General features: G+C 71.7%; 21 protein-coding genes. 6 read left to right on the forward strand and 15 right to left on the reverse strand.

The window, feature by feature from the left end:
• Positions 1-41: 41 nt before the first annotated feature.
• From pspAB to ABFT23_RS14845, 4 genes are read right to left on the reverse strand one after another with little or no spacing between them, the layout of a single operon-like run.
• Positions 42-644 (reverse strand): PspA-associated protein PspAB, encoded by a 603-nt coding sequence (pspAB, locus tag ABFT23_RS14830; RefSeq protein WP_347896474.1) that lies wholly within the window; start codon positions 642-644, stop codon positions 42-44.
• Positions 644-1,552, reverse strand: coding sequence for a zinc metalloprotease HtpX (htpX, locus tag ABFT23_RS14835; RefSeq protein WP_347896476.1), 909 nt, complete (start codon positions 1,550-1,552; stop codon positions 644-646). The genes pspAB and htpX overlap by 1 nt, the downstream gene beginning before the upstream one ends.
• A gap of 11 nt (positions 1,553-1,563) precedes the next feature.
• Positions 1,564-1,863 carry a PspA-associated protein PspAA gene (gene pspAA, locus ABFT23_RS14840; RefSeq protein ID WP_347896478.1) on the reverse strand — a complete coding sequence of 100 codons (300 nt, stop codon included), beginning with the start codon at positions 1,861-1,863 and terminating at the stop codon, positions 1,564-1,566.
• The gene (locus ABFT23_RS14845) at positions 1,860-2,645 is read right to left on the reverse strand and encodes a PspA/IM30 family protein (RefSeq protein ID WP_347896479.1); all 786 of its coding nucleotides are present in this window, start codon (positions 2,643-2,645) and stop codon (positions 1,860-1,862) included. Before ABFT23_RS14845 ends, pspAA begins: the two co-directional genes overlap by 4 nt.
• Positions 2,646-2,751: 106 nt before the next feature.
• On the opposite strand from ABFT23_RS14845, the gene ABFT23_RS14850 reads away from it, so the two are divergent.
• The gene (locus tag ABFT23_RS14850; protein ID WP_347896480.1) at positions 2,752-3,306 is read left to right on the forward strand and encodes a DUF3043 domain-containing protein; all 555 of its coding nucleotides are present in this window, start codon (positions 2,752-2,754) and stop codon (positions 3,304-3,306) included.
• 42 nt (positions 3,307-3,348) lie between these two features.
• Here the strand turns inward: ABFT23_RS14850 and ABFT23_RS14855 are convergent, their stop codons facing one another.
• Positions 3,349-4,359 (reverse strand): aldo/keto reductase family protein, encoded by a 1,011-nt coding sequence (locus ABFT23_RS14855; protein WP_347896481.1) that lies wholly within the window; start codon positions 4,357-4,359, stop codon positions 3,349-3,351.
• Positions 4,360-4,384: 25 nt separating this feature from the next.
• On the opposite strand from ABFT23_RS14855, the gene ABFT23_RS14860 reads away from it, so the two are divergent.
• Positions 4,385-4,939 (forward strand): GNAT family N-acetyltransferase, encoded by a 555-nt coding sequence (locus ABFT23_RS14860; RefSeq protein WP_347896483.1) that lies wholly within the window; start codon positions 4,385-4,387, stop codon positions 4,937-4,939.
• A 24-nt stretch (positions 4,940-4,963) separates the two neighbouring features.
• Here the strand turns inward: ABFT23_RS14860 and ABFT23_RS14865 are convergent, their stop codons facing one another.
• The 3 genes from ABFT23_RS14865 to dapB form a co-directional block, all read right to left on the reverse strand.
• On the reverse strand, positions 4,964-6,169 hold the full coding sequence (locus ABFT23_RS14865; RefSeq protein WP_347896485.1) for a cytochrome P450: 1,206 nt from the start codon (positions 6,167-6,169) through the stop codon (positions 4,964-4,966).
• 526 nt (positions 6,170-6,695) lie between these two features.
• Positions 6,696-8,324 (reverse strand): M4 family metallopeptidase, encoded by a 1,629-nt coding sequence (locus ABFT23_RS14870; RefSeq protein ID WP_347896487.1) that lies wholly within the window; start codon positions 8,322-8,324, stop codon positions 6,696-6,698.
• Positions 8,325-8,474: 150 nt separating this feature from the next.
• Positions 8,475-9,233 carry a 4-hydroxy-tetrahydrodipicolinate reductase gene (gene dapB / locus ABFT23_RS14875; RefSeq protein ID WP_347896489.1) on the reverse strand — a complete coding sequence of 253 codons (759 nt, stop codon included), beginning with the start codon at positions 9,231-9,233 and terminating at the stop codon, positions 8,475-8,477.
• A 96-nt stretch (positions 9,234-9,329) separates the two neighbouring features.
• On the opposite strand from dapB, the gene ABFT23_RS14880 reads away from it, so the two are divergent.
• Genes ABFT23_RS14880 through ppk2 form a run of 3 tightly spaced genes read left to right on the forward strand, consistent with a single transcriptional unit; the run spans position 9,330 to position 11,440 of the window.
• Complete coding sequence (locus tag ABFT23_RS14880) at positions 9,330-9,845, forward strand: class I SAM-dependent methyltransferase (RefSeq protein ID WP_347896491.1); 516 nt, start codon at positions 9,330-9,332, stop codon at positions 9,843-9,845.
• 7 nt (positions 9,846-9,852) lie between these two features.
• Positions 9,853-10,497, forward strand: coding sequence for an HAD-IA family hydrolase (locus ABFT23_RS14885; protein ID WP_347896493.1), 645 nt, complete (start codon positions 9,853-9,855; stop codon positions 10,495-10,497).
• A gap of 52 nt (positions 10,498-10,549) precedes the next feature.
• Complete coding sequence (gene ppk2 / locus ABFT23_RS14890; RefSeq protein ID WP_347896495.1) at positions 10,550-11,440, forward strand: polyphosphate kinase 2; 891 nt, start codon at positions 10,550-10,552, stop codon at positions 11,438-11,440.
• 80 nt (positions 11,441-11,520) lie between these two features.
• On the opposite strand, the gene ABFT23_RS14895 is transcribed toward ppk2, so the two are convergent.
• From ABFT23_RS14895 to ABFT23_RS14925, 7 genes are all read right to left on the reverse strand, one after another.
• On the reverse strand, positions 11,521-12,831 hold the full coding sequence (locus tag ABFT23_RS14895; RefSeq protein WP_347896497.1) for a M16 family metallopeptidase: 1,311 nt from the start codon (positions 12,829-12,831) through the stop codon (positions 11,521-11,523).
• A 60-nt stretch (positions 12,832-12,891) separates the two neighbouring features.
• The gene (locus tag ABFT23_RS14900) at positions 12,892-15,123 is read right to left on the reverse strand and encodes a polyribonucleotide nucleotidyltransferase (RefSeq protein ID WP_347896499.1); all 2,232 of its coding nucleotides are present in this window, start codon (positions 15,121-15,123) and stop codon (positions 12,892-12,894) included.
• 262 nt (positions 15,124-15,385) lie between these two features.
• Positions 15,386-15,661, reverse strand: a complete 276-nt coding sequence (rpsO, locus tag ABFT23_RS14905; protein WP_347896501.1) for a 30S ribosomal protein S15 — start codon at positions 15,659-15,661, stop codon at positions 15,386-15,388.
• 276 nt (positions 15,662-15,937) lie between these two features.
• On the reverse strand, positions 15,938-16,702 hold the full coding sequence (locus ABFT23_RS14910) for a hypothetical protein (protein WP_347896503.1): 765 nt from the start codon (positions 16,700-16,702) through the stop codon (positions 15,938-15,940).
• A gap of 13 nt (positions 16,703-16,715) precedes the next feature.
• Positions 16,716-17,834: a cysteine protease StiP family protein gene (locus ABFT23_RS14915; RefSeq protein WP_347896505.1), complete on the reverse strand. Its 1,119-nt coding sequence runs from the start codon at positions 17,832-17,834 to the stop codon at positions 16,716-16,718.
• On the reverse strand, positions 17,834-19,072 hold the full coding sequence (locus ABFT23_RS14920) for a phosphoribosyltransferase family protein (RefSeq protein WP_347896506.1): 1,239 nt from the start codon (positions 19,070-19,072) through the stop codon (positions 17,834-17,836). Before ABFT23_RS14920 ends, ABFT23_RS14915 begins: the two co-directional genes overlap by 1 nt.
• A complete protein-coding gene (locus ABFT23_RS14925; protein WP_347896508.1) occupies positions 19,069-20,232 on the reverse strand; it encodes an HpcH/HpaI aldolase/citrate lyase family protein in 1,164 nt (387 codons plus the stop codon). The genes ABFT23_RS14920 and ABFT23_RS14925 overlap by 4 nt, the downstream gene beginning before the upstream one ends.
• A gap of 149 nt (positions 20,233-20,381) precedes the next feature.
• Between ABFT23_RS14925 and ABFT23_RS14930 the strand changes: the two genes are divergently transcribed.
• On the forward strand, positions 20,382-20,957 hold the full coding sequence (locus ABFT23_RS14930; protein WP_347896510.1) for a TerD family protein: 576 nt from the start codon (positions 20,382-20,384) through the stop codon (positions 20,955-20,957).
• The last annotated feature ends 54 nt before the right edge of the window (positions 20,958-21,011 follow it).

The following is a 21,011-nucleotide window of genomic DNA, read 5'->3' on the forward strand; positions in this document are numbered from 1 at the left end:
GTTGGGGGCACCCGAGGCACCTCCAGTGTGACAGAGCAGGCCTAGAGGCCCGGCGCTCCCCACAAGGCCAGCCAGCGTTGCCGGTCGGCCTCGAGGCGCAGGTCGCCATTGAGGGCGTCACGCACCTGGATCTCGAGGAGGTCGTCGCGCCGCTGCTCGCCGCCCGCTCCGTCGTCGACGGGGGCGAACGGGTAGAACGTGCCCTGCTTGTAGAGGTAGACCAGCCCGACCCGGCGTCCGGCACTGTCGGCGAACGGCACCAGCGTGCACAGCAGCGCGGTGCCGAAGCCGTTGACCTCGAGGGTGGTGTTGACGGCGTGCAGGTCGGTGCAGAGCCCGCCGAGGTCGCTCGTCTGCGCGTCGTAGGGCGGGTGGTCGACCTCGAGCCAGGTGAAGCCGAAGCCGTCGGTCGTCACCCGCACCTCCGGCGCGTCGGTGGCTGCCCGCAGCAGGTCGAGGACGCCGGCCTGGGTGTCGGCGAACGCCGGCCCGGCCGCGGCGCGGTAGCACACGGCGCCGTCGCCCGTGGGCACGAGCCCGAGCGAGGCCTGCAGCGTGATCGCCGCCGACGGCACCTGGAACAGCGCGTCGAGGTCGGCCTGCTTCGGCTTCGTGCGGCCGAGGATCGAGTCGAGGAACCCCATCAGACCGCGCCGGGCCGGTCGAGCTCGGCCTGGATGCGGGCGAGCTGCTCGACCCGCTTCTCCAGGGGCGGGTGGGTCGAGGCGAGACCCTTGAGGTTGATCGGGCTGATGCACAGCGCGCTGCCGGCGCTGACCGCCCGCAGGTCGCGCTGCGGGCTGGCCTGGACGCCGCCGGCGATCTTCTGCAGCGCCGAGGCGAGCGCGCCGGGCTTGAGGGTGAGGTAGGCGCCGGCCCGGTCGGCCGAGAGCTCGCGGTAGCGCGAGAGCAGGCGCAGCAGCACGAAGCTGACCGCGTAGGTGATGAGGCTGACGAGCAGCACGATCAGCCAGACCGGCGGACCGTTGTTGCCGCGGCGGTTGCCGCCGAAGAAGCCGAGCCCGCCGTACTGCGCACCCTGGGTCAGGGTGCCGGCGGCGATACCGGCAGACGACGCCACGGTCATCACCAGCACGTCGCGGTGGGCCACGTGCGACAGCTCGTGGGCCAGCACCCCCTCGAGCTCCTCCGCGGTGAGGATGCCGAGGATGCCGGTGGTCACGCAGACGACGGCGCGGTCGGGCGAGCGGCCGGTGGCGAAGGCGTTGGGCACGCTGGTGTCAGCGACGCCGACGCGCGGCTTGGGCATGTCGGCCAGGGCGCAGAGCCGGTCGATCATGCCGTGCAGCTCGGGCGCCTCCTGCGGGGTCACCTCGCGAGCCCGCATGGCGCGCATCGCGATCTTGTCGCTGTTGGCCCACTGGTAGACGGCGTAGCCGATGGCGCCGAGACCGATCAGGGTGCCGATCGTGCCGCCGATGACCGCGATCAGGACGACGACGAGCGCGACGAACGCCGCGCCGAGCAGGAACATCACCAGGGTCATCCGGGCGGTCAGCCCAGCGTCGCCGACGAAACGAGTGCGTGCCATGCACCCAGTCTTCAGCCGGGGATCAAACCGTCGTCGGCGAGCAGCTCACGCACCTCGGCGATCGAGGCGTCGCCGTCGGGCAGGATCAGGTCGGACTCGTCGATCTCGTCGACCTGGTGCTGGACGCCGACCTTGCGCACGCCCTCGAGCAGCGCGTGCAGCGCCGGCCGGAAGGTCGCCTCGTCGTCGGCCTCGATGGCCGCCTCGACGGCGGCGTCGAGCTCGTTGAGGTGGTCGAGCGCGCCCTCGGCGACGTCGAACTGGCCCTCGCCGAGGATGCGGATGATCAGGCCTCCCTCGGGCTTGCTCATCGCAGCTCCTCGCCCTCGGCCTGCTTCGACAGCGGGTCGGCGGCACCGGCCTGGCCGGCCCCGAGCTGGCCGGGGGCCTGCGGGGCGGAGAGCCCCTTGAGCCGGGCGAGCTCGAGCTCGACGTCGGACTGGTGGCTCATCGACTCGAGCTCGCGGGAGATGTCGTCGCCGGGACCGGTGCCGGTGACGTCGTCGAGGGCGCCGGAGGCGATGAGCTCGTCGATCGCGCCGGCACGGGCCTGCATCGTCGCGGTCTTGTCCTCGGCACGCTGGATGGCCATGCCGACGTCGCCCATCTCCTCGCCGATGCCGGAGACGGCCTCGTTGATGCGGGTCTGCGCCTCGGCCGCGGTGTAGGTGGCCTTGATCGTCTCCTTGCGGGTGCGGAAGGCCTCGACCTTGGCCTGCAGCCGCTGCTGGGCGTGGACCAGCTTCTCCTCCTCGGCCTGCAGCTGGGCGTGCTGCGTCTGGAGGTCGGCGATCTGCTGGTTGAGACCCGACTTGCGGGTGAGCGCCTCGCGGGCGAGGTCTTCACGGTCCATCTGCAGCGCCTTCTCGGCCTGCGACTGCAGCTTGCCGGCCTGCTGCTCGAGCTGGGTGACCTGCAGCTCGACCCGCTTGCGGCTGGTGGCGACGTCGGCCACGCCGCGGCGGACCTTGGACAGCAGCTCGAGCTGTCGCTGGTAGCTGTAGTCGAGCGTCTCGCGGGGGTCCTCGGCGGCGTCGAGCGCCTTGTTCGCCTTCGCCCGGAAGATCATGCTCATCCGCTTCATCATGCTCATGCGCTTACCCTATGCCGCCGCCGCAAGGCTCGCGAGGCCCGGCGGCGACCGGGTCGCGACGCGCGGAGACGGCGTCTCGACGCCCGCCCGGTATCCTGGCGCCGCCATGAAGCTGCGTCGTTCGAAGTCCGAAGAGCCCACCGCCACCGAGGTCACCCTCGACAAGTCCGGCGGCAAGGGTCGCCCCACGCCGACGCGCAAGGAGGCCGAGGCCGCCGCACGCGAGCGCAACCGGGTCCCGCGCACGCGCAAGGAGCAGATGGCCGCGCAGCGCAAGGTGCGCGGCGAGTCGAGCCAGAAGATCCGGCAGGGCATGAAGGACGGCGACGAGCGTTACATGCTCGCCCGCGACAAGGGCCCCGTGCGCCGCTTCATCCGCGACTTCGTCGACGCACGCTTCGGCTTCGCCGAGGTCGTCGTCCCGCTGATGCTGGTCGCGCTCTTCGTGCCGGCCCTGGTGCTGCCGTTGTTCGTGCTGCTCGTGGTCGACCTGGTGATCCTGCGCATCCGCGTGCGCAAGCAGGTGCGCCAGCGCTTCCCCGACGAGCCGATGAAGGGCGTCACCTACTACGCCGTCACGCGCGCGATGCAGATGAAGTTCATGCGCATGCCGAAGGCCAAGCGCAAGATCGGCGAGCAGCTGCCCGAGCACTACCGGTGAGGTGCCGGGCGAGCTCGCTCGCCCGGCACCCACGTCGGTTGATCAGCCGAGGACCTCGGAGCGCCGCGGCGACTGGGTCTTCGCCGGGTCGCTCTCGACGACGTCGCCGACGACCTCGTCGATCGCGGCCAGCACGTCGTCGGACAGCGTGACGCCGGCGGCCTTGACGTTGTCGGTGACCTGCTCGGGGCGTGAGGCACCGATGATGGCGGTCGAGACGTTGGGGTTGGCCAGCGTCCAGGCGACGGCGAGCTGGGCCATCGACAGCCCGGCGTCGTCGGCGATCGGCTTGAGCCGCTGCACGCGCTCGAGCACGTCGTCACGCATCCAGCGGCTGATCATACCGGCGCCGCCCTTCTCGTCGGTGGCCCGCGAGCCGGCCGGCGGCTCGGCGCCGGGCAGGTACTTGCCGGTGAGCACGCCCTGGGCGATCGGCGACCAGACGACCTGGCCGAGCCCGAGCTCCTCGCAGGTCGGCACGACCTCGGACTCGATCACCCGCCACAGCAGGTTGTACTGCGGCTGGTTCGAGACCAGCGGCACGTGCAGCTCCTGGGCGAGCGCGTGCGCGGCCCGGATCTCCTCGGCCCGCCACTCCGAGACGCCGATGTAGAGCGCCTTGCCGGCCCGGACGACGTCGGCGAACGCCAGCATCGTCTCCTCCAGCGGCGTCTCGTGGTCGAAGCGATGGGCCTGGTAGAGGTCGACGTAGTCGGTCTGGAGGCGCTGGAGAGAGCCGTCGATGGACTCGAGGATGTGCTTGCGCGACAGCCCGTGGTCGTTGGGGCCGCCGGGTCCGGTGGCCCAGAAGACCTTGGTGAAGATCTCCAGGCTCTGCCGCCGCTCGCCGGCGAGCGCCTTGCCGAGCACCGTCTCGGCGGCGGTGTTGGCGTAGACGTCGGCGGTGTCGAACGTCGTGATGCCCTCGTCGAGGGCCTGACGCACGCACGCGAGCGCGGCGTCCTCCTCGACCTGCGAGCCGTGGGTGAGCCAGTTGCCGTAGGACACGGCCGAGACGCGCAGACCGCTGCGCCCGAGGTTTCGGAACTCCATGAGGCCGACACTAGTGTCAAGTCCCATGAGCCAGCGTCCGGGTCCGACCGCCGACGTCTCGGTGCGCGTGGCCTGGGCCGACGACGCCGACGCGATCGCCGCCGTCCAGGTGCGCGCGTGGGCGCGTCAGTACGCCGGCGTGCTGCCCGACGGCACGGTGCCCGACGACCCTGCGCCCGTGGCGGCCGCCTGGCGCTCGTCGCTGGTCAAGCCGGCCGACGCCCGCAACCGCGTGCTGGTCGCGCTCGAGCGCAACCGGGTCGTCGGCTTCGCCGTCACCACCCCCGGCGCCGACCCCGACTGCGACCCGGTCGCCGACGGCGAGCTGGCCGAGCTCGTCGTCGACCCCGACGAGGCCGGCAAGGGCCACGGCAGCCGCCTGCTGCAGGCCGCCGCCGAGACGCTCGAGGCCGACCGGTTCACCCGGGCGGTCACCTGGACGATCGCCGCCGACGACGAGCGGCGCGCGTTCCTCACCGGCGCGGGGTGGGCCGCCGACGGCGCGCACCGCGAGCTCGACCTCGACGGCACCGGCTCCACCACGGTCAAGCAGGTGCGCCTGCACACCGCGCTCGCCTGAGCGACCCACCGAGGGTCGCGCCGGTCACGACCGGCGGACGACGAGCTCGGCGTAGGTCGGCACCAGGACCCTGCGGGCCGGACGCCGGGCGACGACCTGCCAGGGCCGTTGGTCGGCGACGAGCGCCTCGAGGAGGCGCGTGAGCTGCACCCGGGCGACGGCGTTGCCCAGGCACAGATGGCGTCCGGCGCCGAACCACAGCTGGCGGGTCTCGGGGACGTAGGGCCGGCGGATGTCGAAGCGGCCGACGCTGTTGTCGGCGACGTAGGTGAGCACGAGCACCCGCTCCCCCGCCCGCAGCGTGTGCCCGCCGACCTCGGCGTCGCGGGCGACGTGGCGGCCGATGACCGGGGCCGGCGTGCTGACCCGCAGGCCCTCGCGCACGGCGCCCTCGAGCAGCTCGGCGTCGTCGGCGAGCCAGCGGTGCTGGCCGGTGTCGTGCAGCAGCGCGACCGTACGGCTGAGGGACGACGCGCCGGTCTCGGTGCCGGCGATGGACAGCAGGGTGGCCAGGCCACGCGCGAGGTCGAGCCCGAGGTCGAGCCCGCGGGCCCGCCCGAGGAGGGTGTCCGGCGCGCCGGTGCGGTAGGCCTCCTCGACGCCGCCGGTGATGTCGTCGAGGATCAGCCGGGCGCGGGTCACACGCTCGTGCTCGAGCTCGGTCGAGGAGTGCGTGCCGAGCGCGAGGGCGGCGAGCCGCTCGCCGGCGTCGAAGAGGGCGCGGGCCTGGTCGTCGGAGTGCATCGCGATCCCCAGCAGGTCGGCCACGGTCCGGCCCGAGGTGACCCGGGCGAGGTCGGCGACGTCGACCGTGCCGCCCGCGGCCAGTCGTTGCCGCAGGGCGCGGTGGTGCCCGGACTGCACGCGCTCGACCAGCACCTCGGCCTGCGCCTCGGTGAACAGGTCGCGGGCCGCCGTCCGCACCTCGACGTGGCGCGCCCCGCTGAACAGCGAACCCATCTCGGGCCCGAACAGCTGGGTCCACAGGTGCCCCACCCCGCCCTCGCCGTTCATGCTGAACGACGCCGAGTCGTTGAGCACCTGCCGGGCCAGCACGGGGTCGGTGACCAACCACCCGACCCGCGGCACCCGCCGGATGTCGCGCACGGTCCGCCCCACCGTGAGCAGCGCGAACAGCTGAGGGTTCCCCCGGGCCAGCAACCGGGCCTCCTGCACGCCCGCCCACCCGTTGCCGGGTCGAGGCGTGCCGGACGCAACGAGCAACACCATGCCCCGCAACCTAGGCGACGCCCGTCAGCGAGCAGTGGGCCCGTCGTCCGTCGAGGTGCACATTGCGTACCGCGACGGTGTCGCGGTGAGCGTCCGGGGGCGGCACGAGCGGCGCAATCGCGCGCACAGTGCCACCTTCGGAACCACCCAGCGGCACCAGCAGCGCAATCGCGCGCACAGCGCCACCTCCAGACCCACCCAGCGGCACCAGCAGCGCAATCGCGCGCACAGTGCCAGCGGACGCGCCACGCGCGAAGCGAGCGCCATCGGAATGGCGCGCTGCGAGGCGTCTCGGTGCGCGTCGAGGGTGCGCGGAGCGAGGAACGAGCGGAGCGTGCCCTCGGCGTGTGCCGAGACGGCCTCTCCAGGCGGCGCGCCACGCGCGAAGCGAAGCGAGCGCCATCGGAATGGTGTGCCGAGACGACCTCTTCAGGCGGCGCGCCACGCGCGAGCTCCGCTCGCGCAATCCAACAGAGAGCCCGTGCCGGTTCCGTCCGGCACGGGCTCTCCGATCAGGGGTGCGAGGTCAGCCGACGCTGACCGCGCTCCAGGCGGCGGCGACGGCGTTGTACTGCGAGCTGCCGTTGCCGTAGAGGTCGCGGGCGGCGTTGAGCGTGCCGGTGCGGGCCTGGGCGTAGGTGGTGCCGGAGGTGAAGTAGGTGGTCAGGGCGCGGAACCAGATCTTCTGGGCGGCGTCGCGGCCGATGCCGGTGACGGTCGAGCCGTTGCAGGTCGTCGAGCTGTGGGCGGTGCTGCCGATGGTCTTGACGCCCGAGCCCTCGGCGAGCAGGTAGAAGAAGTGGTTGCCGACGCCGGAGGAGTAGTGGACGTCGAGGTTCTTGGTGTCGGTGCTCCAGCAGTTCGGCGAGCTGCCGTCGGAGATCGGGTTGTCCATGCGTCGGAAGCCCTGACCGTTGGCGAGGTCGAACTCCTCGCCGATGAGGTAGTCGCCCGGGTCGGCGGCGTTGTCCGCATGGAACTCGACCATGGTCCCGAAGATGTCGGAGGTGGCCTCGTTGAGGCCGCCGGACTCGCCGGAGTAGGTGAGGTTGGCCGTGTTCTCGGTGACGCCGTGCGACATCTCGTGGCCGGAGACGTCGAGCGAGACGAGGGGGCCGAACGTCGTCCCGTTGCCGTCGCCGTAGGTCATCTTGGTGCCGTCCCAGAAGGCGTTGACGTAGTTGGTGCCGTAGTGCACGCGGCTGGGGGCGGCGGTGCCGTTGCCGAAGATGCCGTTGCGGCCGAGCACGTTCTTGAAGTAGTCGAACGTCTGGGCGTGGCCGTAGAGGGCGTCGACGGCGGCCGTCTCGCGGTTGGTGTTGGTGCCGTTGCCGAAGGAGTTGTCGGGGCTGGTGAAGGCGACGCCGGCGGGGCAGCTGTTGAACAGCTGGCACAGGATGTTGTCGGTCTTGTTCTGGGCGTCGGTGACCTTGGCGTTGCCGTGCGCCGGGTCGGTGAGGGTGAAGCCCGAGCCGCTCGGCGTGGTGTCGATGGTGACCGTGCCGCTGTAGAGCGAGCGGCCCTCGCCCTCGGCGGTGTGGATGCCCTCGATGCGGCTGAGGACGGCGCCGGTCTGGGCGTCGACGGTGGTGGCGAGGCGGCTAGGGGTGCCGTCGGCCTGGCGGCCCATGGTCTGGATCTCCCAGGCCAGGCGGGGCGTGGCGCCGCGGGCGTCGACGACGAGGCGGGCCGGGGTCTCGGCCGGGCGCAGGTTGGTGATGCCGCGGGTGGCCTTGGTGGGGGCGAGCGTGCGCTCGAGGGCGGCGGTCGCGCCGACGGCGGGCTTCACGGCGACGTCGATCGGCGCCTTCAGGGTCTGGCTGACGCCGCGCAGCGCGTCGTCGGGGCGCTGGTGGACGACGAGGTCGCCGCCGAGCACGGGCAGGCCGCGGTAGGTGCGGTCGAAGCGCACGTGGGTGGTGCCGTCGGCGTCGACGACCGTGTCGGTGGCGACGAGCTCCTGCTCGACGCTGCCGCGGGCGGCCTGGGGGCTGGAGACCAGCGCGGCGACGGCGCTGTCGGCCAGGCCGGCCCGGCCGGGCGTGGCGGCCGAGGTGTCGTCGGCGGCGGAAGCGCTCGTCGCGGAGGCGGTCTGGAGGCCGAGGGTGCCGGCCACCAGGAGTGACGCCGCAGCGAGACCCAGAGATGTGCGCATGTCGGTTTGTCCTTCGTTCCTGCGACGCGAACGGGAGCAGCGTCGTCCTCGGCAGACTCGCGCGCAGGGGCGCGCCCGGTCGACCGGACGCCTGCCCCAGGTTTGTGCACCGCAGGTTGTTGCAACCTGTTCTGGTTCGCTCAGATCGGCTCAGACGCCGAGGTCGACGAGCTCCTCGAGGCCGACGGTGAGGCCGGGTGCGGCGCCGATGGCGCGCACGGCGGCGAGGACGCCGGGCGCGAACGAGGCGCGGTGCAGGGAGTCGTGGCGGATGGTGAGCGTCTCCCCCGGCCCGCCGAGCACGACCTCCTGGTGCGCGACCATGCCGCGGATGCGCAGCGCGTGCACGGGGACGCCGTCGACGTCGGCACCGCGGGCGCCGTCGATGCCGGTCGACGTGGCGTCGGGGGCGGGACCGACCCCGGCCTCCCGGCGTGCCGCGGCCACCAGCTCGGCGGTGCGTCGCGCGGTACCGCTCGGTGCGTCGGCCTTGTCGGGGTGGTGCAGCTCGACGATCTCGACGGAGTCGTAGTGGACGGCGGCCAGGGCGGCGAACCGCATCATCAAGATCGCGCCGATGGAGAAGTTGGGCGCGATGAGGATCCCGCTGCGCGGCTCGGGGCCGAGCGCCGCTCGCAGGGTGGCGAGCCGCACGTCGTCGAAGCCGGTGGTGCCGACGACGGCGTGGATGCCGTGCTCGGCGCACAGGGCGAGGTGGTCCATGACGACGTCGGGGTGGGTGAAGTCGACGACGACCTCGGCCCCGGCGTCGACGATCGTGCGGATGTCGTCGCCGAGGGCGACCTCGGCGCCCAGCTCCATCCCCACGGCCGCGGTGACGGCAGCGCAGATCTCCGCGCCGACCTTTCCGCGTGCACCCAGCACCCCTACCCGGATCGACTCAGCCACGTGGGAGACCTTACGAGCATGGCCCGGGACACACCGGCGCGCCCACGACCCGGGTCAGTGAGTGCCCCGCCCTCCTCGTTCTGGCAGGGTAGACGCATGGTGGCGCAACAGATCCCGGCGCGGATCCGCTGGGCGGTGGACTTCATGGACCCGCAGCCGGCCGACCACGTGCTCGAGATCGGGTGCGGGCCGGGCGCGGCGGCGGAGCTCATCGTCGCGCGGCTCGAGACCGGCAAGCTCTTCGCGATCGACCGCTCCGAGTCGGGCGTCGACCGCACCAAGCGGCGCAACGCCGAGGCGCTGAAGGCGGGTCGGCTCACGGTCCGGCAGATCGACCTCGCGACGCTGCGGGTGCCGGTCAAGCGGCTCACGAAGGTCTTCGCGTTCAACGTCAACCTGTTCTGGGTGCGCGACTGCGCCGACGAGGTCGCCCTGCTCCACGAGCGGGTGCTGCCGGGCGGTGCGGTCTTCCTGTTCTTCGAGACCAAGATCGCCGAGGACGTCCCGAAGATCGTCAAGGGCGCCTCGGCCGCGCTGGCCGGTGCCGGCTTCCGCGTCTCGGTCGTCGACTCCAAGAACCCGCCGGTCGTCGGCATCATCGGCCGCCGATGACGCTCGCATGAGCATCTGGCACCCGAGCCGGCTCCTCTTCGACCTCGACGGCACCCTCGTCGACTCGACCGCGGTCGTCGACCGCTGCTGGACGGCGCTCGCCGAGCGGCTCGGCGTCGAGCCCGAGACGGTCGTGGGCCGCTACCACGGGATGCCGGCCAACGTCGCGCTGCCGATGGTCGACCCGTCGCTCGAGCCGGCCGAGGTCGACGAGCTGCACCGCTGGCTGCTCAGCCTCGAGGTCGCCGACACCGACGGCATCGTCGCCCTGCCGGGCGCGGCCGACCTGCTCACCTCCCTGCCCGACGACGCCTGGACCATCGTCACCAGCTGCACGCACGAGCTGGCCGAGCTGCGCCTCGCCGCGGCCGGGCTCCCCGTGCCGGCCCTGATGGTGTGCTCCGACGACGTCGCCCGCGGCAAGCCCGACCCCGAGCCCTACCTGCTCGGCGCCCGGCGCACGGGCACGCCCCCTGCCGAGTGCCTCGTGGTCGAGGACGCACCGGCCGGCGTCGCGTCGGCCCGCGCGGCAGGGTGCGACGTGGTCGGCGTCCTGACGACCCACGATTCACTGGACACCGTGACCGTGGGCTCGCTGGCCGACCTCGACGTGACGGTCGACGCGGGCCGCGTCACGGTCGCCGTCGCCTGACCCGGCGAGACCCGACACCGTCCGTTCAGGTCGACGTCCTACGGTTCGGCTCATGTTGCGAGACGTGCGCGAGTACATCGATCGGCTCCAGATCGACGGCTTCCGGATCGGTGACGACCACGACGACGACCCCGAGCTGATCGACCCCGACGGCCGGGCGGTCGACACGTGGCGCGAGAACTATCCCTACGACGAGCGCCTGCCGCGCGAGGTCTACGACGAGCAGAAGTACCTCCTCCAGGTCGAGCTGCTGAAGTTCCAGCGGTGGGCGGCCGACACCGGCAGCAAGCACGTGCTGCTCTTCGAGGGCCGCGACGCCGCCGGCAAGGGCGGCACGATCAAGCGTTTCATGGAGCACCTCAACCCGCGCTACGCCCGCACCGTCGCGCTCGGCAAGCCGAGCGACCGCGAGCAGAACCAGTGGTACTTCCAGCGCTACGTGAAGCACCTGCCCACCGCCGGCGAGATGGTGCTCTTCGACCGGTCCTGGTACAACCGCGCCGGCGTCGAGCGCGTCATGGGGTTCGCCTCGCCCGGCGAGTACGAGCAGTTCATGGCCCAGGCCCCGCTGTTCGAGCGGATGCTCGTCGACAGCGGCATCTCGCTCACCAAGTTCTGGTTCTCGGTCACCCGCGCCGAGCAGCGCACCCGCTTCATCATCCGCCAGATCGACCCGGTGCGGCAGTGGAAGCTCTCCCCCATCGATCTCGAGTCGCTCGACAAGTGGGACGACTACACCGCGGCCAAGGAGGCGATGATCCGCCGGACCGACACCGAGTGGGCGCCCTGGACGACGATCAAGTCCAACGACAAGAAGCGCGCCCGCCTCAACGCGATGCGTCACTTCCTGGCCCGCTTCGACTACGACGGCAAGGACGTCGACGTCGTCGGCGAGCCCGACCCGTTGATCGTGCAGCGGGGCATCGAGGCCGTCGGCGACTAGGCGTACCGCGCTGGTCGGGGTGCGAACCCCACGCTGGTCGAGGTGCGAGGAGCCCTGGCGACGAGCCTCGAGACTCGCGGCTACGAGCTCGGGCCGACCACGGCCAGGATCTCGGGCCGGCTGAACACGTCGGCGGCTACGTCGCGCACCTCGTCGAGGGTGACGGCCTCGATGCGGTCGAGGACGTCGTCGATCTGGAGCAGGTCGTCGTGGACCAGCTCGGCCTTGCCGAGACGGATCATCCGGGAGGCGGAGTCCTCGAGGCCGAGCACGAGGCCGCCGCGCAGCTGGCCCTTGCCGCGGCTCAGCTCCTCCTCGGTGATGCCGTGGGCCGCGACGCGGGAGAGCTCGAGACGCACCGTGTCGAGCACGTCGTCGAGCCGGTTGGGCAAGCAACCGACCGACACGCCGACGAGACCGGAGCCGGCGTGCTGGGAGGTGAAGGAGTAGACCGAGTAGGCGAGCCCGCGGCGCTCGCGGACCTCCTGGAACAGCCGGGACGACGTGCCGCCGCCGAGCGCGGTGTTGAGGGCGCCGAGGGCGAAGCGGCGCTCGTCGCCGCGCGCGAGGCCCTCCATGCCGAGCACGACGTTGACCTGCTCGAACGGGCGGGTGGTCTCGACCGAGCCGGGGTGCACGCGGATCTTCTTCGAGACGTGGCGCGGGCCGGTCGGCTCGCTCTCGCCGGCCAGCCAGTCACGTCGTCCGAACGCCTTGCGCACGTGGCGGACGACGGCGGCGTGGTCGAGGTTGCCGGCGACCGCGACGACCATGCGGTGCGGCTGGTAGTGGCGACGGTAGAAGCGCTGGATGCGGCCGCGGTCGAGGGCGGTGATCGACTCCTCGGTGCCGGCGATCGAGCGGCCCAGGGGCGAGGTGGCGCCCCACGCCTGCTCGGCGAACAGGTTGTGGACGACGTCGTCGGGGTCGTCGTCGTGCATCGCGATCTCGTCGAGGATCACCTCGCGCTCGGCCTCGACGTCGTCGGCGGCGATGAGCGAGCTGGTGACCATGTCGCCGAGCACGTCGACGGCGAGCGGGAGGTCCTCGTCGAGCACGCGTGCGTGGAAGCAGGTGTACTCCTTGGCCGTGAAGGCGTTGAACTCGCCGCCGACCTCGTCGAGCGCCACGGAGATGTCGAGCGCCGAGCGCTCGTGGGTGCCCTTGAAGAGCAGGTGCTCGAGGAAGTGCGAGGCGCCGTGCAGCGAGGCCGTCTCGTCACGCGAGCCGACGTCGACCCACACGCCGATGGTCGCCGACCGGGCTCCGGCCATCTGCTCGGTGACCACCCGCAACCCGCTGGGCAGCACCGTGCGCCGCACCCGCGAGGTGATCGCGCCCTCACCGTCGCGCACCGTGGCGAGCGTGCGCGTCGTCCCGCTCTTCTGCATCGTTCACTCCTGGAAAAAGGCGTCGGCCCGTCGCGCTGGGCGACGGGCCGACGGGGTGGATCAGGCCTCGGCGTCGGCCTCGGCGGGAGCCCCGGCCTCGGCGGCCTCGGTCTCCTCGATCACGGGGATCAGCGACAGCTTGCCGCGGTCGTCGATCTCGCCGATCTCGACCTGGATCTTCTGGCCGACCGAGACGACGTCCTCGACGTTCTCGACGCGCTTGCCACCGACCAGGCCGCGGAGCTTGGTGATGTGCAGCAGGCCGTCCTTGCCCGGGAGCAGGGAGACGAACGCGCCGAAGTTGGTCGTCTTCACGACGGTGCCGAGGTAGCGCTCACCGACCTCGGGCATCGTCGGGTTGGCGATCTGGTTGACGGCGGAGCGAGCGGCCTCGGCGGCCTCACCGTTGGTGGCACCGATGTAGACGGTGCCGTCGTCCTCGATCGAGATCGTGGCGCCGGTGTCCTCCTGGATCTGGTTGATCACCTTGCCCTTCGGGCCGATGACCTCGCCGATCTTGTCGACCGGGACGCGGACCGTGATGATGCGCGGCGCGTGCACCGACATCTCCTCGGGGGCGTCGATGGCCTCCGACATGACGTCGAGGATGGCCAGACGGGCGTCCTTGGCCTGGGTCAGTGCCGCGGCCAGGACCTCGGCGGGGATGCCGTCGAGCTTGGTGTCGAGCTGCAGCGCGGTGACGAACTCGCGCGTGCCGGCGACCTTGAAGTCCATGTCGCCCATGGCGTCCTCGGCGCCGAGGATGTCGGTCAGCGCGACGTACTGCGTCTCGCCGTCGACCTCGCCGGAGATGAGGCCCATCGCGATGCCGGCGACGGAGGCCTTGAGCGGCACACCGGCCTGCAGCAGCGACAGGGTCGAGGCGCAGACCGAGCCCATCGAGGTGGAGCCGTTGGAGCCCATGGCCTCGGAGAGCTGACGGATCGCGTAGGGGAACTCCTCGCGGCTCGGCAGCACGGGCAGGATGGCGCGGCGCGCGAGCGCGCCGTGGCCGACCTCGCGGCGCTTGGGCGAGCCCACGCGACCGGTCTCGCCGGTGGAGAACGGCGGGAAGACGTACTTGTGCATGTAGCGGCGGTGCTTCTCCGGGCTCAGCGTGTCGAGCTGCTGCTCGAGCTTGAGCATGTTGAGCGTGGTGACACCCATGATCTGGGTCTCGCCGCGCTCGAACAGCGACGAGCCGTGCACGCGCGGGATGAGGCCGACCTCGGCGTGAAGCGGGCGGATGTCGGCGAGGCCGCGACCGTCCATGCGGACCTTGTCGCGCAGCACGCGCTCGCGCATGAGGTTCTTGGTGACCGACTTGAACGCGGCGCCGATCTCCTTCTCGCGGCCCTCGAACTGCGCGCCGATGGCGTCGAGGAGCGAGGCCTTGACGTCGTCGAGCTTCTCGTCGCGCTCCTGCTTGCCGACGATGGCGAGCGCCTCGGCGGTCGCGGCGGAGGCCTGCGCCGCCACGGCCTCGTAGACGTCGTCCTCGTAGTCGAGGAAGACCGGGAACTCCTGCACGGGCTTGGCGGCCTGCTTGGCCAGCTCGGCCTGCGCGTCGCACAGCTGCTTGATGAAGGGCTTGGCGGCGTCGAGGCCACCGGCGACGATCTCCTCGGACGGCGCGGTGGCGCCACCGGCGACGAGCTCGTAGGTCTGCTCGGGGGCCTCGGCCTCGACCATCATGATCGCGACGTCGCCGGTCTCGGTGACGCGGCCGGCGACGACCATGTCGAAGACGGCGTTCTCGAGCTGGCTGTGGCTCGGGAAGGCGACCCACTGACCCTCGATCAGGGCGACGCGGACGCCGCCGACCGGGCCGGAGAACGGCAGGCCGGAGAGCTGGGTCGACATCGACGCGGCGTTGATCGCGAGGACGTCGTAGGGCTGGTCGGGGTCGAGCGCCAGCACGGTGATGACGACCTGGACCTCGTTGCGCAGGCCCTTCTTGAAGGTCGGGCGCAGCGGGCGGTCGATGAGGCGGCAGGTGAGGATCGCGTCTTCGCCCGGGCGACCCTCGGAGCGGAAGAACGAGCCGGGGATCTGGCCCACGGCGTACATCCGCTCCTCGACGTCGATCGTCAGGGGGAAGAAGTCGAAGTGGTCCTTGGGGTGCTTGCCGGCCGTGGTGGCCGAGAGCAGCATCGTCTCGTCGTCGAGGTAGGCGGTCACCGAACCGGCGGCCTGGCGGGCCAGCAGGCCCGTCTCGAACTTGACGGTGCGGGTGCCGAACTTGCCGTTGTCGAGAACGGTCTCGACGGCGCTGATGACAGGCTCTGTCACGTGTGTCTCTTTCGTTCGCGGTGCGATCCGCGACTCCCGCGCACGTGGCGGGCTCCCTGGTGAGAAGACTGGGGAGCCGGGCCGGTGGCCGATCTTCGATCGAGACCCGCAGGTGGCCGGCGGCGCCGGGCTCCTGAAGATCACTACCGAGGACCGGGCCTGCGGTGGCGCGGATCGCTCCTGTGGTGTGGGTGTTCAGTTGTGAGTGGAACTGCCTAAAACCTACTCGTCGGGACCCACCAGGTGGATCCCGACGGCGAGGTCAGCGGCGGAGGCCGAGGCGCTCGACGATCGAGCGGTAGCGCTCGATCTCGGTCTTCTTCAGGTAGTTGAGAAGACGGCGGCGCTGGCCGACCAGCAGCAGCAGCCCGCGGCGGCTGTGGTGGTCGTGCTTGTGCTGCTTCAGGTGCTCGGTGAGGTGGCTGATGCGGTGGCTCAGCAGCGCGATCTGCACCTCGGGAGAGCCGGTGTCGCCCTCGGTCGTGGCGTACTCGGCGATGATCTTCTTCTTCGTCGCGGCATCGGTTCCGATGGACATGGACGGCTCCTCTTCGTGGTTTCGCTGCGCGGCGCGCCGGGGCCTGTTCTCCCGGGCACTCTGTCTCCGCGGCCGTTGCACGGCGGTCAGACGGTGCGCGTCCCTCGCGGGACGGACATGACAGGCTAACGCGGTGCCGTGGCTGCACCCAAAATCTCGGGGAGCGCGGCCTGCAGCGGGGAGTACCCGGTGCACCGGGTGTTCACGACGTTCCCAGGGGTTGCAACAGCCGAGGAGCGCACGAAGACCCTGGGAAGGTCGGGCCCGGCGTCCGGCTCAGGAGCGCGCGTGACCGGCCAGCCAGAGCGCGATCTCCTCGCCGGCGAGCACGTTCTCGGACGCCGTGACGTCGCCGTCCCAGCCGTGGGAGGTCAGGTAGGCACCGGCCGGCACGAGGGCGTGGCGGGCCAGGCGGAGCATGCCCTCGTCGAGGCGGGAGTCGCCGGCCGCGGCGACGAGCTCGTCGTCGGTGCCCTCGAGCATGCGGGCGAGCCCGGCCTCCTTGGTGAGGGTGTCGGGCATCGCGTAGACCTTCGTCTGCTCGTGGGTGAGACGCCAGCCGTCCTCGCCGGCGATCGCCTCGAGCTCCTCGACCCAGGCGGCCTCGACGGGCTCGCCGTTGAGCAGGAAGTAGCCGAACGCGCCGTCGGCGTCGCGGAGGCTGCGCACGTGCGGTGCCTCGACGAGGTGGGCGACGCGGTCGGCGAACTCGGCCATGGGACGACGCTGCGCGACGAGTGCCTCGGTGGCACGGGCGTGCGCGTCGTCGGGCACGCCGTCGACGAGCAGCACGCCGCCGTTGAGGCACAGGATGCGCCGGAACGGCGGCATCTTCACGCGCAGCACCTGCGCGGGCGTGCGCGTCGTGCAGAGCACGAGGTCGTCGGGGTCGAGCGAGGCGAGGGCGTCCCAGGCGCGCTGGGTCACGTAGGCCCAGTCGCGACCGTCGAGGACTTCGAGGCACACCAGCTGCTCGAGGGGCACGTCGCCGACGCGCTTGTGCGACCACAGCAGGGTGCGGTCGATGTCGCTGGCGATCATGAGGTGGTCACGTCTACTGCTCGTTCCTGAAGCGGGGATGGATGAGGCCCATGCACGAGAACGCGAGGTCGTCGACGACCTCGACCGGGACGCCGCGCTGCTCGGCGAGCAGTTCGACGTGGCCGAGGTCGTGGCGGCGGTCGGGGCGCACCAGCACCCGCCACGGCACGCGTCGCAGGAGCACGCGCGTGGTCTCGCCGACACCGGGCTTGACCAGGTTGACGTCGCCGATGCCGTAGGCCTCGCTGACCTGCTCGACGGCGGCCCAACCCGACCAGGTGGGGGTGCGGTCGGTGCCCAGCAGGCGCGTGGCCTCGGCGCGGGCCTCGTCGGCGACGTCGGCGAACCAGCCCTCGACGGTCTCGACGTAGGTCATCGAGACGTCGGCGGATGCGAGCTCGGCGTAGAACTTCGCGCCGTGGAAGTCGTCGGGCCCGATCAGCTGGTCGTTGAGCACCGTGCGCGAGACCAGGCCCGAGACCGTGGAGTTGAGGCAGGCCGACGGGATGAGGAAGTCGTCGCGGGTGCCGTAGACGTCGGTGCTCGCGCCAGGGTCGGCGAGGACGGCGAGCGAGGGGTCGAAGCGCAGGCCGAGACGCTGCTCCATCTCGGCGCAGGCCGCCGTGAGCTCGCGCGAGATGGCCCCCTTGCCGGTCCACCCGTCGACGAAGACGACGGCGGCCGGGTCGTGACGCTCGGCGAGGTGACGCAGCGCGACCTCGTCGAGGCCACGACCGCGCACGATGGACATCGTGTAGTGCGGCAGGTCGAGGCCGAGCGTGCGCGCGTAGCGCCGGAGCAGGATGCCGATGGGGGTGCCGGCGCGTGCGAGCGAGACCAGGACGGCGCGCTCGCCGCGCAGGTCGACGACGAGGTGCACGAGCGTGGCCGCCGCCAGCGCGACCCGACGGGCCTGCTCGGCCAGCGCCTTGTCGAACAGGGCGTAGTAGTCGTCGCTCGGCTGGTACTCCACCGGAAGCGACTCGGCGTAGTGGGCGCGACCGGCCTGGATGGCCGCCTCGCGCTCCTCGACCGGCGCCTCGAGCTCGGCGTGGCTGAGGTCCTTCAGCAGCCAGGTGACGTCGTCGGCCGGGTAGGAGCCGAACGCGGGTCCGTGCAGCGGATCGGGCATCAGGCGCCTGCCTCGGCGACCCGGGCCACGACCAGGCGGTCGGTGAGCGTGCGGAGGGCCGCCCGGAGGTCGTCGGCGCCGTCGACCGGCGTCGCGTCGTCGACGACCAGCACGATCGCGTCGAACCGGCCCGGCTCGAGGTTGTAGGCGAAGCGCGGCTTGCCGTCGTCCGCCCCGTCGTGGGCCTCGAAGGTGATGCCGTGCCGGATGGCGTAGGCGGGGTCGTCACGCACGACGACCGGCGAGCGCGTGGTCGACGACACCGTGACGTCGAGGGCCGGCCGCGCCGTCTCGAGCGCCTCGCCGATGCGGTGCGGGAGGTACATGAGCTCCTCGGTGCCGAGCACGTGCACCGACCTCGCACCGGCGACGAGGTCGCCGACCTCGGCCGCGAGGGCGGCGACCGCCGTCTCGAAGCCGTCGGCGTCGGCGGGTCCGAGGCCGTGGCGGCCGCCGTCGGGCACCCCGGCCGGCCAGGTGAACGTGGTGCGCACCTCGCTCGCGCGCTCGGGCCCGGACGGCGTCAGCGCGACGTCGGCGGCGACGGCGGCCCGGACCTCGGCGTCGGGCTCGTGCACCGGTCGCACGTCGCCCTGCAGCAGCGCGACGAAGGAGATGGAGGTGTCGAGCTCGGCGGCGACGGTGTCGGCGAGGGCGCGGGCGTCGTCGGAGCGCAGGTCGACCAGCGCCGCGACCACGTAGGCCGGCCGCGCGGAGATGGCGTGCAGCTCGCGGACCGTGTTGAGGATCGTGCGACCGGTGGAGAGCTCGTCGTCGACGAGCACGAGCGGCCCGGTGCCCTGCAGCAGCGACAGCTCGCGCGGCTGGAGCCGGTGCGTCGTGGCGTGGCTGTGCTCCTCCTCGAAGCTCAGCGCCGACCACCCGGAGCGCCGGGTCGAGTGGATGGCGGTCGCACCCAACCGGTCGGCGACCAGGTGGCCGAGACCGGTGGCGGTCTCGGCGTAGCCGAGCACGACCTCGGCCCGGGCGCCGTCGAGCGCCTGCTCGACGAGGGCGCCGAGGTCGGAGCCGTGCCGGCGCGCCACGGACGGCGCGACCGGCACGTGCTTGGCCAGCACGGAGCTCACGATCAGGTGGACGCGTCGCGGATTCCGGCGGACAGCGAGTCCGACGAGCTCGTCGACCGGGGCGCTGCCGGGTCGCGTGACCAGCTCGACACCGGCGTGCTCGCTGACCCACTGGCCCGACCAGGTGGTGGTGTCGGTTCCGGAGCTCACAGCGTCGTCTCCTCGAAGGCGGCCGCCAGCAGGTCGACGAAGGTGACGTCGGGCGCCGCGACGCCGAACACCTGGGCCCGCAGCAGCAGCTGCTGGGCCCACGCCTGATGGGGATTGGCCTCGTTCATCTTATTGCGATAGCTGGACCGGGCGACGCCGCCGCCGCCCTCCTTCGCCGACAGGACGCCGAGCGCGTCGTCGTGCTCCTCGTGGGAGACGACCGACAGGGCGTGCACGACCGGCACGTGCGTGGGATGGATGACCGTCTTGCCGATGAGGCCGTTGGCGCGGTCGAGCAGCACCTCGCGGATGAGCCCGTCGAGGTCGCGCGCCAGCAGCCGGGCGCGCAGGTCGCGGTCGTCAGCCTGCGAGAACGGCGTCTCGCGCAGCTGCGGCTTGAAGAGGCGGTCGGGGGCAGTGAAGTACTCCCAGACCGGGCCGGTCACCGCGTGCCCGCCCGGACGGCCGAGCACGTTGACGACGTCGGCGACCGCGCCGGCGACCAGGCGGACGTCGTAGATGGTCAGGTCGCGCGGACGGCGGAGCGCGAAGACCGACGCCATGTCGGTGGCGCCGATGCGGACGGCGAGCACCCGTTCGGCGTGCTTGGCGAGCAGCGCCCGCTGACCGAGGAGCTCGTCGATGCGCGTCTCGCGGTACATCACCTCCGGCGTCTCGATCACCGGCATGATCATCAGCCGGCGTCCGACGGTGGACTCGCACTCGGTGACGGCGTCGAGGAACTCGGCGCCGTGCGCGGTGGAGAACTTCGGCAGCACGAACCCGTCGATGACGTCGGCGGCCTCGCCCATGAGGCCCGCGATGCGGGCCGGCTGGTCGGCCGAGCGCACCCGCACGAAGATCAGCGGGAGGTCGTCGCGGCCGCGGAGCGTCGCCAGCTGCTCGGCGAGATGGTTGACGGCGAACTCGACGCTGCCGTCGGGGATGGCGTCCTCGAGGCAGACGACGCAACTCGTGGCCCCCTGCTTGGCGACCTTGCGGACGTCCTTGGCGAGCTTCTCGCGCGTGGCGGGGATGTACAGCGTCGCCCCGAGCGCGTGGGCGAGCAGGTCGAGCGGGGCGTCTCGGTCGATCTCGGCCGGTGGCATGTGGAAGAGCTGGGCCCGGTCGGCCTTGTCGAGGAAGTGGAACTGTCGCACGGCGTCGTCCCCACTCTCTTGCTGGTAGTCGAAAGGACGCGTGGAGCGACGTGTCCGGAGGTCCGGCACAGGATAGGCGGATGAGGTGTCGTGTAAACCTCGGGTGAGTAACCTCCGCTCCAACAGCCCCTGACCTCCAAGGAGTTCCCATGCCTGTCTCGCTGTCCAAGGGTGGCAACGTCAACCTGAGCAAGATCGCCCCGTCACTGCAGTCGGTGCGCGTCGGCCTCGGGTGGGACGCCCGCACCACCGACGGCGCCGAGTTCGACCTCGACGCCACCGCCCTGGTCTGCGGCGAGGGCGACAAGGTGCTCTCCGACCAGCACTTCATCTTCTACAACAACCTGACCTCCCCCGAGGGCACCGTGCGGCACAAGGGCGACGTCCGCGACGGCGCCGCCGAGGGCGACGACGAGACCCTCGAGGTCGACCTGTCGCAGCTGACGCCGCAGACCGACAAGGTGGTCTTCAACGTCACCATCCACGACGCCGACACCCGCGGCCAGAGCTTCGGCCAGGTCAAGAACGCCTACATCCGCGTGGTCGACGTCGCCAACGGCGAGGAGCTCGCCCGCTACGACCTCTCCGAGGACGCCTCCACCGAGACCGCCATGGTCTTCGGCGAGCTCTACCGCAACGGCGCCGAGTGGAAGTTCCGCGCGATCGGCCAGGGCTACGCCTCCGGCCTGCAGGGCATCATCAGCAACTACGGCGTCACGCTCTGACCCACGCGCCGGTCGGGGTGCGGGTGGTCGCGAGGCTCGTCGCCGGGCCCCTCG

The organism is Nocardioides secundeburneus (genome assembly GCF_039939255.1).
In the GTDB taxonomy this organism is placed as follows: domain Bacteria; phylum Actinomycetota; class Actinomycetes; order Propionibacteriales; family Nocardioidaceae; genus Nocardioides.

Bases quoted from the DNA above. Each gene is read 5' to 3' on its own strand.
- ABFT23_RS14885 (WP_347896493.1), top strand. From the start codon at position 9,853: ATGAGCATCTGGCACCCGAGCCGGCTCCTCTTCGACCTCGACGGCACC.
- ABFT23_RS14870 (WP_347896487.1), bottom strand. From the start codon at position 8,324: ATGCGCACATCTCTGGGTCTCGCTGCGGCGTCACTCCTGGTGGCCGGC.
- ABFT23_RS14910 (WP_347896503.1), bottom strand. From the start codon at position 16,702: ATGATCGCCAGCGACATCGACCGCACCCTGCTGTGGTCGCACAAGCGC.
- ABFT23_RS14860 (WP_347896483.1), top strand. From the start codon at position 4,385: ATGAGCCAGCGTCCGGGTCCGACCGCCGACGTCTCGGTGCGCGTGGCC.
- pspAA (WP_347896478.1), bottom strand. From the start codon at position 1,863: ATGAGCAAGCCCGAGGGAGGCCTGATCATCCGCATCCTCGGCGAGGGC.
- rpsO (WP_347896501.1), bottom strand. From the start codon at position 15,661: ATGTCCATCGGAACCGATGCCGCGACGAAGAAGAAGATCATCGCCGAG.
- ABFT23_RS14845 (WP_347896479.1), bottom strand. From the start codon at position 2,645: ATGAGCATGATGAAGCGGATGAGCATGATCTTCCGGGCGAAGGCGAAC.
- ABFT23_RS14850 (WP_347896480.1), top strand. From the start codon at position 2,752: ATGAAGCTGCGTCGTTCGAAGTCCGAAGAGCCCACCGCCACCGAGGTC.
- pspAB (WP_347896474.1), bottom strand. From the start codon at position 644: ATGGGGTTCCTCGACTCGATCCTCGGCCGCACGAAGCCGAAGCAGGCC.
- ABFT23_RS14895 (WP_347896497.1), bottom strand. From the start codon at position 12,831: ATGCAGAAGAGCGGGACGACGCGCACGCTCGCCACGGTGCGCGACGGT.
- ABFT23_RS14915 (WP_347896505.1), bottom strand. From the start codon at position 17,834: ATGCCCGATCCGCTGCACGGACCCGCGTTCGGCTCCTACCCGGCCGAC.
- ABFT23_RS14855 (WP_347896481.1), bottom strand. From the start codon at position 4,359: ATGGAGTTCCGAAACCTCGGGCGCAGCGGTCTGCGCGTCTCGGCCGTG.
- ABFT23_RS14865 (WP_347896485.1), bottom strand. From the start codon at position 6,169: ATGGTGTTGCTCGTTGCGTCCGGCACGCCTCGACCCGGCAACGGGTGG.
- ppk2 (WP_347896495.1), top strand. From the start codon at position 10,550: ATGTTGCGAGACGTGCGCGAGTACATCGATCGGCTCCAGATCGACGGC.
- ABFT23_RS14930 (WP_347896510.1), top strand. From the start codon at position 20,382: ATGCCTGTCTCGCTGTCCAAGGGTGGCAACGTCAACCTGAGCAAGATC.
- ABFT23_RS14880 (WP_347896491.1), top strand. From the start codon at position 9,330: ATGGTGGCGCAACAGATCCCGGCGCGGATCCGCTGGGCGGTGGACTTC.
- htpX (WP_347896476.1), bottom strand. From the start codon at position 1,552: ATGGCACGCACTCGTTTCGTCGGCGACGCTGGGCTGACCGCCCGGATG.